15 protein-coding genes and 1 pseudogene are annotated in these 17249 nt (G+C 39.0%); 8 read left to right on the plus strand and 8 right to left on the minus strand.

Going from position 1 to position 17249, the window contains the following annotated elements; translation table 11 throughout:
• Positions 1-35: 35 nt before the first annotated feature.
• The 4 genes from FTV52_RS05485 to FTV52_RS05500 form a co-directional block, all read right to left on the minus strand.
• On the minus strand, positions 36-680 hold the full coding sequence (locus FTV52_RS05485; RefSeq protein ID WP_004973024.1) for an RluA family pseudouridine synthase: 645 nt from the start codon (positions 678-680) through the stop codon (positions 36-38).
• Positions 681-1166: 486 nt separating this feature from the next.
• Entirely contained in the window at positions 1167-2468 is a 1302-nt protein-coding gene (gene hemL / locus FTV52_RS05490) for a glutamate-1-semialdehyde 2,1-aminomutase (protein ID WP_104852178.1), read from the minus strand.
• Positions 2469-2514: 46 nt separating this feature from the next.
• The gene (gene thiE, locus FTV52_RS05495; RefSeq protein ID WP_096900945.1) at positions 2515-3135 is read right to left on the minus strand and encodes a thiamine phosphate synthase; all 621 of its coding nucleotides are present in this window, start codon (positions 3133-3135) and stop codon (positions 2515-2517) included.
• Positions 3136-3776: 641 nt separating this feature from the next.
• A complete protein-coding gene (locus tag FTV52_RS05500) occupies positions 3777-4166 on the minus strand; it encodes an Mpo1-like protein (RefSeq protein WP_373682974.1) in 390 nt (129 codons plus the stop codon).
• 503 nt (positions 4167-4669) lie between these two features.
• Between FTV52_RS05500 and FTV52_RS05505 the strand changes: the two genes are divergently transcribed.
• Positions 4670-6136, plus strand: coding sequence for a CYTH domain-containing protein (locus tag FTV52_RS05505; RefSeq protein WP_096901882.1), 1467 nt, complete (start codon positions 4670-4672; stop codon positions 6134-6136).
• 204 nt (positions 6137-6340) lie between these two features.
• A complete protein-coding gene (locus FTV52_RS05510; RefSeq protein ID WP_167846096.1) occupies positions 6341-7807 on the plus strand; it encodes a CHAD domain-containing protein in 1467 nt (488 codons plus the stop codon).
• Positions 7808-7928: 121 nt separating this feature from the next.
• Here FTV52_RS05510 and FTV52_RS05515 read toward each other — a convergent pair whose 3' ends face one another.
• On the minus strand, positions 7929-8561 hold the full coding sequence (locus FTV52_RS05515) for a hypothetical protein (protein ID WP_167846097.1): 633 nt from the start codon (positions 8559-8561) through the stop codon (positions 7929-7931).
• Between the two features lie 108 nt (positions 8562-8669).
• Between FTV52_RS05515 and FTV52_RS05520 the strand changes: the two genes are divergently transcribed.
• A complete protein-coding gene (locus FTV52_RS05520) occupies positions 8670-9071 on the plus strand; it encodes a DUF3144 domain-containing protein (protein WP_004973007.1) in 402 nt (133 codons plus the stop codon).
• Between the two features lie 143 nt (positions 9072-9214).
• Positions 9215-10279, plus strand: coding sequence for an amidohydrolase (locus FTV52_RS05525; protein ID WP_179990182.1), 1065 nt, complete (start codon positions 9215-9217; stop codon positions 10277-10279).
• Positions 10280-10369: 90 nt separating this feature from the next.
• On the opposite strand, the gene FTV52_RS05530 is transcribed toward FTV52_RS05525, so the two are convergent.
• Together FTV52_RS05530 and FTV52_RS05535 are read right to left on the minus strand one after the other, a co-directional pair.
• A complete protein-coding gene (locus FTV52_RS05530) occupies positions 10370-13186 on the minus strand; it encodes a pitrilysin family protein (RefSeq protein WP_179990184.1) in 2817 nt (938 codons plus the stop codon).
• A gap of 263 nt (positions 13187-13449) precedes the next feature.
• Positions 13450-14271, minus strand: a complete 822-nt coding sequence (locus FTV52_RS05535; protein ID WP_179990194.1) for a PhzF family phenazine biosynthesis protein — start codon at positions 14269-14271, stop codon at positions 13450-13452.
• Between the two features lie 380 nt (positions 14272-14651).
• On the opposite strand from FTV52_RS05535, the gene FTV52_RS05540 reads away from it, so the two are divergent.
• The 3 genes from FTV52_RS05540 to FTV52_RS05550 all read left to right on the plus strand — a co-directional run bounded on the left by FTV52_RS05540 (position 14652) and on the right by FTV52_RS05550 (position 16200).
• Complete coding sequence (locus tag FTV52_RS05540; protein WP_154320647.1) at positions 14652-14936, plus strand: type II toxin-antitoxin system Phd/YefM family antitoxin; 285 nt, start codon at positions 14652-14654, stop codon at positions 14934-14936.
• Complete coding sequence (locus FTV52_RS05545) at positions 14890-15156, plus strand: type II toxin-antitoxin system RelE/ParE family toxin (protein ID WP_154320646.1); 267 nt, start codon at positions 14890-14892, stop codon at positions 15154-15156. Before FTV52_RS05540 ends, FTV52_RS05545 begins: the two co-directional genes overlap by 47 nt.
• Positions 15157-15414: 258 nt before the next feature.
• A complete protein-coding gene (locus FTV52_RS05550; protein WP_154320596.1) occupies positions 15415-16200 on the plus strand; it encodes an rRNA large subunit pseudouridine synthase E in 786 nt (261 codons plus the stop codon).
• A 47-nt stretch (positions 16201-16247) separates the two neighbouring features.
• Here the strand turns inward: FTV52_RS05550 and FTV52_RS05555 are convergent, their stop codons facing one another.
• Positions 16248-17123: a PD-(D/E)XK nuclease family protein gene (locus FTV52_RS05555; RefSeq protein WP_257221689.1), complete on the minus strand. Its 876-nt coding sequence runs from the start codon at positions 17121-17123 to the stop codon at positions 16248-16250.
• Positions 17124-17182: 59 nt separating this feature from the next.
• Here FTV52_RS05555 and FTV52_RS14810 point away from each other — a divergent pair.
• Positions 17183-17249: pseudogene (locus tag FTV52_RS14810) on the plus strand (helix-turn-helix domain-containing protein); the annotation flags it as partial.

Genomic DNA, 17249 nt, shown 5'->3' on the forward strand with positions numbered 1-17249 from the left:
AGCCTAAAGCACAGGCTTTGCGTAATCTTTTTCGCTTAAAATGGGACTGGGCAAGTAAACTGTACACGTTGCTCAGTTTGTGGATGCAGAAAACTTAATTCTGCTGCATGTAAACACAAACGAGGCATGAGTTGTTGCTGTTCGGGCGTGGCATACAAAGTATCACCAATAATTGGATGACCTAAATATTGCATGTGTACTCGCAGTTGATGCGAACGACCTGTGATAGGCGTCAGTTGCACACGAGTCACAATTTGCCCCTGCAATTCAAATTGCTCCAATGCACGCCAATGCGTTAACGCAGGTTTGTTATGGGTTGCATCGGCAATGTGTAATGGAGGATGTGCAGGATCATAGACCACAGGCACATCTACAGTGCCTTCACCTTGCAGTTGCCCTGCCACCAATGCCTGATAGGTTTTATCGGTTTGGCGTTCTTGAAACTGACGCGAAATTTGTTTTTGCGCCCATTTCGTGAGTGCAAATACCAAAATACCCGAAGTATCACGATCTAAGCGATGAATCAGCAAAGTGCGCGGCTCAATTTTAACTAGACGACTCATCACACAATCTTGCAAATCTGCTGTTTTACCTGGAACGGTGAGTATGCCAGCGGGTTTATGTATCACCATAAACTCATCGTCACGATGAATCAGGTGTTCGCTTAGAAAATTACTCAATTTCAATTCCGGGCCGATCGTGAAAACAAGGCGGCAATAATAAAAAGCCTGACACAGAATTACAATGCAAAATACATCAATTCCCGATGAATTTTCCGATTTACATTCCTGAATCAGACAATCTGCTGAATTTTAAATCAGCCTGCTTTTAGAAATGTGGGTTTTATAGCATGCAGGAGGCTTTGTTGCATAAATATTTTTTAAGATACTGTTTTAAAGGTTTTTAAAATTTGGATAGAAAAATACAATGAAATCATAGTGCAAGATAGTTGCACAACAAAGCCGTTCTGAAGCTATATCTTTGATGGCGGGAGCAAATGAAGTAATAGGATTCATATTTAGTTTGACCAGGCTATTTTAGTGTTTAACAAGACGCTGATCTAAGCCTTTGATATTAAATTGAAGAGTATGTCTTCAATTTAACCTAAAGCATAGATATTTTGGAGATATCTATGCCTTTTAGGACAGTGTTAAGCAGAGGTCAAATTACGCCTTCATTTCCGCAAATGTTTCTTTTGCAGCTTGAATGGTGTAGGCAATATCTTCATCACTATGCGCAGATGAAATAAAGCCTGCTTCAAAAGCAGATGGCGCCAAGTTCACACCACGTTGCAACATTCCGTGGAAGAATTTACGGAAAGCATCGACATCGCAATTCAGCATAGAATCAAAACTGGTGATGTCATCTTGGTCAGTAAAATACAAACCAAACATAGCACCGACTTGTTGCGTCTTGAACGGGATACCTGCTTCATCTGCCGCAGCTTGTAAGCCTGCCAACAATTTTTCCAGTTGCGCAGTTAAATTTTCATAAAAACCTTCGGCACGTAAATGTTTAAACATTTCAATGCCCGCACGCATCGCCAACGGGTTACCAGACAAAGTACCTGCTTGATACACCTTACCTAATGGCGCAATACATTCCATGATTTCGCGTTTACCACCAAATGCACCTACTGGTAAGCCAGCACCAATAATTTTACCGAGTGTGGTCAAGTCTGGTTTAACATTATAATGCGCCTGAGCACCGCCTAAGCCAACACGGAAACCTGTCATTACTTCATCAATAATAAAGACTGAGCCGCGTTCATCGCAGACATCACGAATTGCTTGCAGGAAACCATCAATTGGTTTAACCAAGTTCATGTTGCCCGCAACTGGCTCAACAATCACCCCTGCAATTTCAGCACCAAACTTTGTAAAACATTCTTTTAAGGTGGCGATATCGTTATACGGTAAAGTCAGCGTATGTTTAGCAAAATCGGCAGGAACACCCGCAGAAGTCGCTTCACCTTCACCACTGGTTAAAAGTCCAGAGCCTGCTTTGACCAACAGCGAATCTGAGTGTCCATGATAGCAACCTTCAAATTTGACGATTTTGTCACGACCTGTATAACCACGCGCCAAACGAATTGCGGTCATGGTGGCTTCTGTACCTGAGTTGGTCATGCGAACCAACTCAATTGAAGGCATAATTTCGCAAATAATATCGGCCAAAGTCGTTTCATGCACCGTTGGCGCACCAAAACTCAAACCATCTTCAGCTGCAGCTTGCACCGCCTGAATAATAGCAGGATGGGCATGACCTAAAATCATTGGTCCCCAAGAACCTACATAGTCGACATAGCGTTTGCCATCGACATCGTACAAATAAGCACCTTTGGCTTTTTCAATAAATACAGGGGTTCCGCCTACCCCGTTAAATGCGCGTACAGGTGAATTGACCCCACCTGGAATATGCTTATTGGCTTGTTTAAACAATTGTTCTTGCTTTGGAGATAAGCTCATGGAGGCACTCAACTCAAAAAATAAAATAAAAAATTAGCTGTCTGCTTTAAGTGTCTGCTTTGAAAAGTGCAGACCAATCATAAACACGCTGTGCAACAGTATGCATCGGACGTCTTAATATATCACTAATCACTGCACATAAATCGGCACCTGCTTCAATGACAGGCTGACTGTTTTCAACAGTTAAACCACCAATCGCGCAAATTGGCACATTGAGTTGTTGCTTCGCCAGTGTGAGCGTGTCTAATGTAAGTGTACTTGCCTCAGGTTTAGTTTCAGTTGCATAGACTGCACCAAAAGCCACGTAGTTTGCACCATCGGCAATGGCTTGCTCTGCCAATTCAATCGAGTTATTACAACTGCGACCAATCAATACATCTTGTGGTAAACGTGCAACCGCTTCAACAATAGAGCCATCTTCTTGACCCAAATGTACGCCAACACCATATTTCACTGCAGTTTCAAGATCATCATTAATCACAAATGGCACTTTGTATTGATCACACATCGATTTCATATATTCAATTTCGTATGCCTGCTGAGCTTGAGGCACATTTTTACGGCGATATTGCAACACCGCGACTTCATAAGTTGCCATCGCCCCTTCTAATTTTGCCAAAAGCAGTTCGATAGGATCATCATTGGTAATCAAATATAAACCGCGCATAATCTCAGCCACAAATAATACAAGGTCTGTATTATTACACATTCAGGCGGCATGTGTCAGAACCTCAGGCTCAACAAGTTTTTTATATAGGCTCTATAAGCTTCTATTTTGTTTGGGTTTTATTGAGTCAAAAACTTAAAAATACCAAATTCTAGTGATAGCGCTAAAAGATAGATTTAGCTTTAATTGAACTGCGCAAAACAAGAACTGCAACCAGTTCAATAAGATATGGATTTTAAAATCCATACGGGTGACTACAGCGAATAACGACATATTTAGGTCGCCCATTTAGACACATGATCATTTGTGCCAGAGCGCATGTGGGGATGCGACAAATGATCATGTGTCTATATTTTTTCATGCCGCTCTATCAGTAACCTGCTTGCTCTATATCCTTGCTTAAAGATGAATGATTTCTGATTTAACACCATTCTGAATATAATTTTTCACATAAAAAAAGCCTAGAGAAAGGTCACTCTAGGCTTGGAAAGTCACAAACTTTTATCAATAAATTTGATGACACATTATTAGAATATTCACTCTATCATTTCAACAAAAAATTAATTTTATTTGTACATTTTTTATGAAAATAATCACATATCGTTTAGTTTTTGCCTAAACGGTATAACTAAGCGCTCAATTCAACTTGGAATTTTATCTTTAGCACGATCTTGCAAACTTAAATGACCACGTAAAACATCTGCAAACATCCGCCAGTCTGAAATAAAACTATACACAGGCTGTTTAAAACTGGCAGGTTTATTTTTTTCAAAAACAAAGTGCCCGACCCATGCACAAGCATAGCCTGCCAGCAAACCATAGAGTACATATTTGGCTTTTTTATGGCGTATGGCTTTACTCACACAATATAAACCGATACTACTGCCAACAACGTGCAAACGACGGCTCATAATGTTGCGGTGTTCAGTTAAATAAAAACGGTAAAATGTTGAATAATCCTGAATTGGCAATTCAAACTTGGGATCTGGTGTCGGCTCAAATTCGGGGTTTAATGCTGCGTTCATGTTCATCATCCTGATGTTTATAGGTTTGAATTATTTTTGCTACGCTCAACGACACTTTAAACTAAGCCAAAAAAAAACCAAACTCAAGGGTCTGTTGACACTTCGTCTATGTTTGCGACAACGCATATTTTTCAGCTGATATAAGGCATGAGACAGGAAATTTAGTCGTTCTAAATAACTGACTCATAACGCAATAGCAGCAAAAAATATGCTTGTCCTGAAAGGCTGTGGCTAAAACTTTCTCAGATTGCGTTATGAAACTTGGCAATAGTCTCGCTATTCCCTACGTTTCATGCCTGATCTGCTCAGTTTTAGCCTACAGCGCAAGCCATTTAGGAAATGCCAACAGACCCTAAAAAAGCCAAGGTCAAGCCTTACTTCTTGGCATATTTTAGTTACAATCAAACGCACTTTTGCAAAACCTTCGTTCTGCAATTTTCACACATTCATAATACCAATTTGTTTGCCGCTGCTTTGGCGCAACATGCTTTACGTTCAGGATATTTTTCATGGTCGAAGTTGAATTAAAATTTCAAATTCCAGTCGCACGTCGTACTGCACTACTCAAAACTTTAGACCCGAAAAAATCGACTCAAATTCCATTAAAAGCACGCTATTTTGATACATCTACGCACAGCTTGGCGCATCATGGCATGGCGTTAAGACTGCGTTTAGAAGGTGAGCAATGGGTACAAACTTTAAAAGCGGCAGGTCAAAGTCATTTTCATAGTTTTGAACATAACCATCCACTTGCGCCAACTGAAAATCCAGATACTCCACCACAACTTGATCTGCAAATTTATCAAAGTATTCCCGAAGCACAACAATTGCTAAATCAAGCTTTGGGACAAAATTGGGATCAGTTGCAACTACAATTTGAAACCGATATTCAACGTACCTCACGACTAATGACCGTTGAAGATACTGACATTGAAATCAGTTTAGATGTTGGTCACATTCGTTGTGCAGATGCTGAAGTTGAAGTACATGAAGTTGAGTTTGAACTGAAACAAGGTTCAATTCAGCAATTGCTGGCTTTTAGTTTTGAATGGGTGAAAAAATTTCATTTATGGCTGGATGTGCGCAATAAAGCAGAAATTGGACATTTGCTTTCTGTGCAGCAAAAAGTCAGCCCTGCGGCTCAGAGCAAAGAATTTCAATTCAGTAAAAAAGACCATGCCGACCAAAATTTACGCCTGTTAATTGCACAACAATTACAGCATTTATTGCCCAATATTGCCGCAATTTCTGCTCAAGTTGCCGAACAAAGTCATATTGATCAGGCGCAGTTCGCTTTGCAACATTTACAACTAACACTATCCTTATTTAAAGATTGGTCGAAGCATTTAGGCGATAAATGGGCCATGCAAATTGCAGCATTTAAACAACATTTTGATCACCTGCAGCATTTGGAACACATGCAAGCCACACTCGGCGCATTTTTACAGAACCCGACGACTGCAGAGAACCTAAAAAAAGATACCTTGTACGCCCAAGAAAAATTGGTCAATTTAGTCCGTTCAACGCAAAATGTGCATCACTATTTAGAATTATTGATGTTTAGTTTAGCCGCGAGCGATCACTCAGGTTTAGACTTAAAAACTGCCGCACAAAACACGTTGCAACAGCAATATAAGCAGTTGCATGAACAATTACAGCACAGTGATATTCACGATTTTGAAAGTTTAGATCAACTGGCTTTGCGTATTCAGGAACTAAAATTTAGCTTCCCCATTTTGACACATATTTATGATGTCAAAAATTTGCAGAAATATAGTAAAGCTTTGAATGATGCACAGCTTGCAGCACAGGAATATCAAGTGTTGGCATCTTCTGCAGCATACATTCAACAAACTGAATTGGAAGCGAGCGACTGGTTTGTTTTAGGTTGGCTCACTGCAAAACAGGAAGTGTATGCACAGCGTTTATTGGAAGCGACAGAACAATTTATGGTGAGCCGTAAATTCTTAAAATAAGTATCCTTAACATCCTCAAAGCACACGCTAAAAATACTGCAATACAACGGCAGCCTTGTGAATATTCATTCGGCTGCTTTGTGTTAAAAACTGAATACAAATTATTTTATTTTTCAAGCTTTTGTTCACAGTTCTCCCCTTGTTCATTTATAGATTTACACTATAGTAAAGAGAACTTATCTTGTTTCATCGAGGGCATTCCCGATGTGTGAAATAGAATTAAAATTTCAAATTCCACACAACTATCGTGCGGCATTTGAAAAAGCATTTAAAAAGAACAAACTGGTTCAACAACAACGCTTATGGGCTAAATATTATGATAGTCCTGAACAGCACTTAGCCAAGCAACGCATTGCCCTGCGTCAGCGTTTAGAGGGCGATATTTGGAAACAAACTTTAAAAGCGCCTAGTCCACAACATTATGAACGCTTTGAGCTTGAACATGAATTAGGACATGATGCGCCTGAATTGTGTGATTTGGCATGTTATGAAAATCATAAACAAGCACGAAAGATTTTAAAAAAAGCCTTAGACGGTTCAGAGGTAGATTTAACCCTGCAGTTTGAAACCGATGTTTTACGCTACAGCCAATTGGCACATTATAAAAACAGCCAAATTGAAGTTGCTTTTGATTTAGGTGAAATCCGCCAAGGCAAAAATTCGGTTGAAATTTACGAAGTTGAGTTTGAACTGAAACAAGGTGAAATTGCAGACTTAATTGCCTATATTCAGCCGTGGATTAAAAAATATCATTTATGGCTCGACACACGCAGTAAATCGCAGCGTGGCAATATGCTGTATAACAATGAAACCATGATTCCTGTACAGCAGCAAAGTACCTTGCAATTGCAACACCCCGAAAATATGCATGAGTTGTTGGCGCAAATTACCCAGAATTGTTTGGCACACTTGCTGCCAAATGCAACTGCGATTGCCAGTCAAGATTATGCCAGTGGGCATGTGCATCAAGCGCGTGTTGCCATTCGACGTTTACGCAGTGCCTTAAAAATTTTTGCTGAATATGATGCGTTGGCAAATAACAATTGGGAAAGTCAATTGGCGACACTTTTTCAGCAGTTAGGTTCGACCCGCGATCAAGATGCTTTGCGCGAAAGTCTGATTCCGCAACTTGAAAATGCAGGCTCACCTATTACCGAACTACCACCTGCAGCATCTGAAAACATTGCGATTGATGCAATTTTCCGCTCACCGACCACAACCTTATTACTGTTACAACTTATGAGTTTTGCACATTCGGCTGCGATTGCAGATGCAGAATCAAAACCATTCAAAAAAGTATTACGTAAACGCTTGCAGAAAATGCATCAACAAATTTGTGATGATACAGGTCATTTCCAAACCTTGGATGTGGAATCTAAACACCGCACGCGTAAGCGTGTAAAACGTTTACGCTATACCGTGGAGTTTGTGAGTAGTTTATTTGCAGAAGATGACGTCAAAACGTATTTAAAAACCCTAAAACCATTACAGGAAACTTTAGGGCATTTTAATGATTTAATGGTGGCACAAGGTCTATATGAAAGCCATGCTCAAACTGAACCGAAAACATGGTTTGTATTGGGTTGGATTGCGTCGGAAGAACGTCATATTTCCATACAGATTGAACAGGATTTACAGCAGTTTGCTGAAAGTCAGCCTTTTTGGTCGTAGTTGAAGTTTGATCATCAATCAATGATCACATTTAAGCTCAACAGGGATTCATTTCATGTTGAGCTGATTTTTTATATCTTAGATTAGTATTTAATCTGCAAATTCCAAACTTTCTAAAAGATTAACGATATTTACCAAATACTTTCCATGTTTGGTTATCTGCCAAAGGGTCTTGATAACTGTCACTACGCTGCTTACGTGGCTTATCTCGGGCATCGACCAGTTCAAAATATGGTTCGACACTTAATACAATACCATTCACATAAAAACGGGTGCGCGTGTAGTCACTTTGCCCATGCTGAAACACATAAGTACGCAAATCAATAAACTCACGATGTGCCACCAGTGCTGCATTGTCATCACTGTCTAACCAACGCTGCATGAGCTGAATTTCCTGCGGTTCAAATTGCCCACATTTTTCGATCAGGCTGGCAATCCCCCGAAAAGTTTTCGATTCTTTGGCGCGGGTTTTATTCACTCGAATCCGATCGACATGAAAATAAAATAAGGGCAAGTTCAAATGACTGGGTAAATGCACCGCATCAATGACTGCATCTTGCATAAAAGGCTGAAATAAATCCTGTGCACGTTCAATCAACCCTGTCCATTGTTTATAGTATTCTGCTACTTCTGCGCGTGTTCCATAATAAATCGGCAAGCCTTCAACATGGGCAAGTTGCACGGGTGGCCAAATATTTTGACGTAATAAAGCAATGTCGCTTTTTAAACTTTGTACCGCAATCGCATCTTGCATCAACCACTCCAATTTTGCTTAGGCTATTTTTAGCTTAAGGCAAAGGTTTTGTTTCTGCAAGGCTTTGCCTATAATGAAACATTCAGATTTTTAGCTTAGGAAAAATTCATGGTTCAAAAGATTGAAGCAACCGATGTAACCGAAGAAGAAGCATTAAATGCGGCTTTTTTTGAACGTGCCGATGAATTTATTAAACAGGCCAATGGCTTCTGTCATTTTGAAAAAGGCTCGACAGTAAAACCTGCCGAAATTCGTGGTCAGGTGAGTGCTGCCATGTTATTTGCTACTGCACGTTTTAATACTTGGGTGGCAGCCAATAATTTTAAAGATGGCAATGAAATGCGCGATGCCAAAGACCAAGTTATGTCATATATCTTGCAGCAATTTCAAATGATGCTTGAAGATAACTATGACGAATATTGCGAACAGTTTGAAAACTATTTGCGCTTCCGCCACAACGAAGAATTCCATACCCATAAACATGATCACGACCACTCGCACGATCATTAATTTTGCGTATAAACAAAGCCCTACAGGGCTTTTTTTATTGCGGCAATTTTTCAAATTTGTAGTTTTTCGATAAATAACCCTTCCCTTTTGCAACATGATGGCTTTGAATAGTGAAATACTAGCGTCATAAAAACAGGATGATTATGCAGAACCTAGGATTTGCACTCATTGATGCACATATTCATCAGTGGGATCCGTACAACACGCCGCACAGCGCACGACTTGCTGTTAAGCTTTTGGGCAAGCATCCCAATTTGCTAGATAAAACCATCCGCCTGATAAAACCAAAAACACTCATTGAAACTTTAGGACGCACCGAGCACGTCACATCGCCCTATTTACCTGAGCATTATGCCCGCGACTTAGGTTTTTATACGGCTGAAAAAGTTGTGCATATTGAAGCCAATTGGCACAACCATAAAGGCAAAGGTGTAGTTGGTGAAACCGAATTTATAGAAAGTCTGGATTTTAAAAATAATGGTTTGGCTTTGGGCGCGATTGTCGCCACTGCAGACCCGCGCGATTCTAATTTTAAGAAAATTCTCAAATTACATCACAAAGCTTCTCCGCATTTTCGCGGAATTCGTAAAATGGCAGCCGTGCATGAAGATCACGGGATTTTTGCTTGGGCAGACGAACCACACTTATATCGGAACAAAAAGTTTCTAAAAGGTTTTGAGGCTTTGGCGCAATATAATTTAAGTTTTGATGCATGGACGTATTCGACCCAATTGGGTGATGTCTTGGCATTGGCCAAACAATTTCCAGAAACTTCTATTGTGATTGACCATTTGGGCACACCCGCAGGACTGTTCGGGCAAGTTGGCACACATACAGGCGTGACAAAAACAGCACGAGAAAATATTCTATTTCGTTGGCAAGAAGATATTGCCGAGTTGGCACACTGCCCAAATGTTTACAGTAAAATTTCAGGGTTATTTATGCCTGTTTTAGGTCATCAATTTCACTTGCAAAAACGTGAAGCCTCAAAACAGGAAATTATAGATTTAACTGCACCACTGATTCAGCATGCCTTACAAAGCTTTGGAATATATCGGTTGATGTTTGCCTCAAATTTCCCAATGGATCGGGTGAGCACGTCTTTGGTCAATTTAATTGATGCAACCAGTGATATTGTTGCGGCTTATCATCCAAATGCTTTGCAGCAAGTATTTCATCATAATGCCAAACAGTTTTATCGCTTATAAAGCTTTAGCCAATTGAGCATAGATAGCAAACTTGAAGACAAAAAACGCATCGAAATGGATGCGTTTTTCTACTCAAAATTAATTGAATCTTTATTTAGACTGCGGCTTTAACGGAAGCACTTCAACATTGGCTTGACCATATTGATCGGCGGCTACTTCAAGCAAATGTTCTAAGCGTAAATATTTCTGAATCACAGCATCTACATCGGCTTTACTGAGTTTTGCCAACGCTTGATCACGTCGCTCACGGTAACGTAAATCACGACCTTGTTCTAATTGTGGCACTAACATACGGTGGATACTGCGTTCATCTTCCAAGGCAGTCACACGTTTTTTCAAAATATCGGCTTTTGCAGCTTCAACTTCTTGCAAGCTGACACCATCACGGCGCAATTCCTGCAACACTTTATGCACCGCCTGTGACACTTGAGCCGACTTGCCTGCACTGTATTGCGCAGAAATACTGAGCGCACCCGATTGTTCAAATTCACTTAAACTCAAACCACTACTAAAACCATAAACCAATGCATTTTTTTCACGTAATTCTTGCGCCAAACGTGAAGACAATTGCGATTCACCCAAAATATAACTCAGCACCATCATGGCAGGTGTGTCAGGATGATTCACACCCAAAGGTAAGGTCAATAAACTTTGATAACTGCCAAATTCGCGCTGTTCTGCCAATACATGCAACTTTTTCGCAGGATATGCCGTATAGGCTGAATCTAAGCGTTGATATGCTTCCGTATTGCGTGATTGTCCTAAACGCTGGGTTAAAGTTTTTTTGATTTGTTTCGGATCAAACTCACCTGTAATGGCAATCTGTGCATGATTCATGGCAAAAAATTGACGATATAACTGCTGCACCTGCGCTTGGGTTGCAGTTTGCAGTTGTTGCTTCGCAAATTCAGGCTCGAAGTGATAGCGTAAATCGCCCTGCGGATAAATTTCAATTAAACGCGCCATAGTCAAAGCTGCTACAGTTTCAGGCTCGGTATAAGGTCGTTCTAAACTGGATAAACTTTGAGAACGAATTAAATCAAACTGACTTTGCTCAAAACTTGGGTTTTGCATGACATCTAAAACAAAATTAAAAAACGCATTAAACTTTTCATTTTTTGCCACAATTTGAATATGAATCGCATTAGCATCGGCTTGTGCAAAAGCCGAACCACCTGCAGCAATTGACTGATCGGCGATGTCTTGCAAACTATGCTCTTGAGATGCACGCAGCAACAAATACGCGGTTAAATCTAAAATTTCGCCCTGCTTAAATAAAGATTGTGCCGTACCAAAATTTACCGAAATGGTGGCATAGGTTTTATCATCACGAGTTGCAGTTGGAAATAATGCATACTTGGCACCATTTTTTAAGCTGCCACGCTGAATCTTTTTTTCATTTTGAATCAAAGCTTGTTTAGATTTTTGCACATAGTCTGTCACTTCTTGCTGATAACTTTTCACATCTTTCAAAGGTGTAACAGGTGTATCTTGCTGATCTAAAGTTTTTGCTGTATTTAGATCATTTTTTGCTGTGAGTGCCTGTTTTTGATCTTCAGGTGTGGGCTGAATATCGCCAATGACCCGATGCTGTGCAGTGAAGAACTGTTTTAAACGCTGATTTAGTTCATCTGCATTTAACTGTTGAATATTGTTTAAATCACGCCAATATTGTGTCCAATCACCCTGATAAGCCACAGCATAATCACTCAAGCGACCACCCAAAGCCACCGCATCATTCATTACACTGTCTGCCTGATTTTGAATCAAGTTTTTGACGCGTTGTAACTCGGCATCATCAAAGTTTTTTGCCTGTTCGATGCTTTGATTCAAGCCAGTTTGTACTTGCTTAGCGTCGTGATTGGGCGCATACAACGCCCCCATCAGCACCAAATTAAAATCTTGATCTAACCAAGTGCTGGACTGCACCATCGTACTTTTACCTGTTTCTACCAGTGCTTGATATAAATGCCCACTCGGTTGCAACGTATGTAAATAAGGTGAGAGCACCAAAGCGGTTTTGATCTTTTCGTCATTGCCATTTAAATACAGATTAAATTTGGCCAGTTGACTGCCCTTTTGTACCACGAAATTTCGTTGCTGAATTTTGTTGCTGTCTAATCGTGGCACTTGTACTTGTTTGGGAATTTGTCGTGCTGCAATTGGACTAAAATGTTGATCAATTTGTTTTAACACCGCTGCCTGATCAAACTTGCCTGTCATCACTAAAATGGCATTATTCGGCGCGTACCATGTGCGATAAAATTGATTTAACTCCTGCATTTTAATGGATTGCAGTTCATTTAAATCGCCAATGGGTAAGCGTCCGAAATACTGATTGCCATAGGCCGATTTCCACACCTGATCTAACAAGACTGAAAACGGTTGATCCATACGCACTTCGCGTTCACGCTTTACAATCGCAATTTCGGCAGGCACATATTTTTCCTGCATGACCAATTTATCCATGCGTTCCGCTTCAAGATAAATCATCTCATTGACTGCGCGAGTTTCAGGACGAATGATGTTGGTGTATTTAGTCGAATAATAGTCGGTGCTGGCATTGTGCATTAAACTATATTGATCTAAACGGCGCTGAAATTCCTCGGCAGGTACATTTTCTGTACCTTTAAATGCCAAATGTTCCAACAAATGTGCCAAACCACCTTTGCCTTGGGGATCATTCAATGAGCCCGTTAAATACACCATATTCATAAAGACTTTATTTTCTTTTTGATTGGGTGCCAAAATGACTTTTAAGCCATTATCAAGTTGATATTCTTGTATTTCTTGCTGAGATTTTACTAAAACTGGCTGGGCGAAAACCACGCCATTGAATGCCAGTACACATAAAGATAAAGTGAGGGTTTTAAAACGTAGCAACTTCTTTTTCCCGATTGATTTCATTCTATTTTTGATTTGCCATCGAAAATGGCAATTTTCAACTTGAGCTTAACAGCATACCAAGCTGCGATTAAATCAACCGTAAAAATTTGCAAAATATATGATTTAAACCAAGCAAAACTTGCAAACTACTCTCATCTCAGCTTTTTTCCTATAAAGAAAGATGAAAACTTAATATGACAAAAATAAAGCAATGATCAATCGTAAATTTGACTATGCATTTGATCATTTTTAAAGGATGAAAGAAATCTAATGCAGGACATAGTTTAAATCATGATTTCGCCCTGCAAATATAGCTGTGCATAACCTGAAATTTCGATACGACCATTAGGCAACATCTTGCAATACAGTATGCCACCTCGGGCTGAAGCCTGATATGCCACAAGTTCGGTTTGCTGTAATTTTTCTGCCCATAGCGGTGCAATTGCAGTATGAATTGAACCTGTAACAGGATCTTCTGCAATGCCCATGGCTGGTGCAAAATAACGCGATACGCAGTCATACTGTGTATTTGCAGAGGCAGTAATCGCAACATCAACACTCGACTGTGCCGTAATGGCTGTGCGCAACTGTCCCAATTGTTTTAATAATTCAAGGTTAGGCTGTTCATCTAACACATCTTGTACCGATTCATATTCCACAATATAGGCTTGCGCATTGATATAGACGTTTTTAAATGGTTTAGTCAAAGCTTGGCGTAAAATATCGGGATAATCTTCAACTTGTTGGGCAGCACGAATTGGGAAATTCATGCAAATTTTGCCATCTTGCTGTTGCTGAACTGTAAAAATCCCCAATTTTTTCACATGAAATTGAATTGTCTTTGTCTCGGTATAATCCTTAAATAAAACAAAGCCGCTGGCAAGTGTCGCATGTCCACAAAAATCGACTTCTGTTGTGGGTGTAAACCAGCGAATTTCAAAGTTTTCCGCATCTATCATTTTGACAAAAGCGGTTTCAGACAGATTATTTTCCAATGCGATATTTTGCATTAAATCATCGGCTAACCATGTTTTACTAACAAGTACGGCAGCAGGATTGCCTTTAAATAATTCATGGCTAAAAGCATCGACTTGGTAAATTTTCATTAATGAACTCATGATCCTAAAAATATATACACTTATTTCATCTTAAGTTCTTTTCACTATAAGTGCCTAGCCAATTTCTATACTTTCAATCTGCCTAGTAGTTTGATTTTGGATTAATTCGGCATAAAGCGAGCTGTAATATCTAGTAAGTATGTTATTGGCTGTGATGCCAAGTTTGTAAAAGCTGCCTTCTTTATTCCAATATTTGATTAAGTAGAAGATTGCTTGTCCAGCATTTAATACGGCTTAATCGAGGAAAGACGGTCATTTGTATTCATTAGCTTTCATTTCGTAATAGCATCTTTATAGACCTATTAACAGGACTTGCATCAGGTCTTTAAATTGATTATATTGTCTGTACATATTGTGGAGTGATGCTAATGAACAACATTATTCACAGTCGATTTGTCGCTAGTGTTTCGAAGCTTAAAGAAAACCCAATGAAAGTCGTCAATGAAGGATTTGGTGAAGCTGTCGCTATTCTGAATAGAAATACCCCTGCTTTTTACTGTGTTCCTGCTGAGTTATATGAAGAAATGATGGACTTAATTGAAGATCGAGAGCTTATAAAACTGGCTGAACAAGTTGATACTACAGAAACAGTAAAGGTATCTATTAATGACCTACGAGCTAGAGTTCGCAGACGCAGCTCTGAAGAAGTTTGATAAACTAAATCCACAAATTGCTGAACAATTTATTAAAAAGTTGGAAGCAATCTTAGATTTTCCCAAGATACCTAAAAATAAGTTACGTGGATCTTCTGATCTTTATAAACTAAAGCTTAAATCTGCAGGATATAGATTGGTGTACCAAGTTATTGACGATAGGGTTCTTGTATTAGTCCTAGATGTTGATCGGCGAGATACTGTCTATAAAAATATGTAAGCTAGATTAGCCCTCAATTTCAGATTGTAGGGCTTTTTAGCGCTTAGCTTTCTAGTTTTTAATCGTTGTGATACTGCTGCTCATTTTGGCAAGCACACCAAAAAAATATTTATCAATAAGCAATACTTTCCCCCATTCTTATCGCATAATAGAGCCATCTCAAACGCACTGTATTTGCGATTTAATTGGAAATCGCCCGTTTTTCCTTTTAAATACTCTCAATTTTCCCAATTTATTGAATTTAAAGAAGCATTTCTTATGAAAATCGTCATCTTAAATAAACCATATGACGTTCTCTCTCAATTCCGTGAAGATGAAAAACATCTCACCATGTCGGCTTTTGTTGATGATCCAGACTTACGTTTAGCTGGTCGTTTAGATATGGATTCGGAAGGCTTGGTGTTCTTGACTGATCATGGCGGCTTGAATCAGTTTATTACCAATCCAGCCAATAAAAAATACAAAACCTATTTGGTTCAAGTCGATGGTGATGTCACTGAAGATGCCTTGGCACAATTGCGTAAAGGCGTGGAACTGAAAGATGGCATGACTTTGCCTGCGCAAGCGTATAAAGTCGATGAGCCTGAATGGTTGTGGGAGCGTGATCCTCCTGTACGTTTCCGTGCTTCTGTACCTACTTCGTGGATTGAAATTTCAATTTGTGAAGGTCGCAACCGCCAAGTGCGTCGTATGACGGCTGCGGTTGGTTTTCCAACTTTGCGTTTAATCCGCACCAAAATTGGTTCGATTGACTTGGTACAGTTGGGTTTACAACCCGGTGAAACTAAAGAAATCGAACCGTTGTTGTATCCTGATTTTAAAGATGTGCCTGCTGCTGAACCGTATCGCTCACGTTCATATGTGAAAAAACCAGGTGGTACGGGTGGCAAGCCAACCCATCAAAAGAAAAATAAAGATGGTACGCCTAAGAAAAAATCAGGTACGCCACGTATTTGGCAAATGGAAGAAAGTGAAAAGCCACGTCGTAAGACCAATGGTACCACACGTCCTAATACCAAAAGCCGTGGACGTCGGGCGCGTTAAATAAAAAGGAATAAGCTCACTCATTATAGTGGGCTTATTCCATTATTTTAAAGGAGTTCAGACTCTAGTATTTGAATATACTTTGGTAAATCCTGCTCTATAAGTTCACGAAACTTTTCAGTCAGAATTTTTCTTAATTTTTCTGTATCCCCACTTTCTATAAAATCACCAATATCATTTTCAGACAAAATTAATTTCTGAAATGACTGATGCCATTTAGGCTGTAAATTCTTGTCAACACGATTAAAAAAACTTTTGTGTTTGCGGTATATTTCAAAAAGCCTTTCACGAACTTCTTGTTCACCTGCTCCAATTTTTAAATCAAAATTAACAACATGATTTCTTATATTGAACTCATACAAATAAATAGTATTATTTTCTAAATTTCCATCCTTTGGAAACAGACCTTTATCCTTTAATTTCTCAATATTTTTATGCAAAAATATTGGTTGAAAGCGGACATAAGTTTTATTACTGTTATAAGGTAACAATAACTTCTCTTGCTCGATAAGTTCACGTAAAATATTACCAATTTCACTTGTATCATTTGGCGTACTATATTTAAAAACTAAATCGAAAGCAGACTTATATCTCTTATAGAGTTTTTTTGCGATATCTTCAATTTCTTTATTTTCATTCAACATAGATTTTAACGTCTGTAAATATTGCTCAAGAACAAATTTGGTTTTTTCAGCCAAATTAGCTGATTGTTTTAGGATTTTTTGTTCAATCAGCTTACTAATATGACCATAATTTAACTGAACATAATGTTTTGAATCCTGATCATTAATATTTTGATCTTCCAAAGACAAATAAATATAAATCTTATGTTTATAATCAGGATAACTTGTTTCAATAATATTTCTATATTTTCTAAGCTGACCTTTTCCTTCTCCAGAGTATATTTTATTTTCAATCATCATAAGTTGACAAAAATAACTAATCATGCGAAAAAGTTTTTTTAGTTAACAGATGTTCACACATGCCTCGAATTGTTTCTGTACCACTTAGTTTAGAACAGCGAGAACGACTCATTTTTCTGGCCAAGC

The sequence above is a fragment of the Acinetobacter sp. YH1901141 genome, from assembly GCF_013416935.1.
In the GTDB taxonomy this organism is placed as follows: Bacteria; Pseudomonadota; Gammaproteobacteria; order Pseudomonadales; family Moraxellaceae; genus Acinetobacter; species Acinetobacter towneri.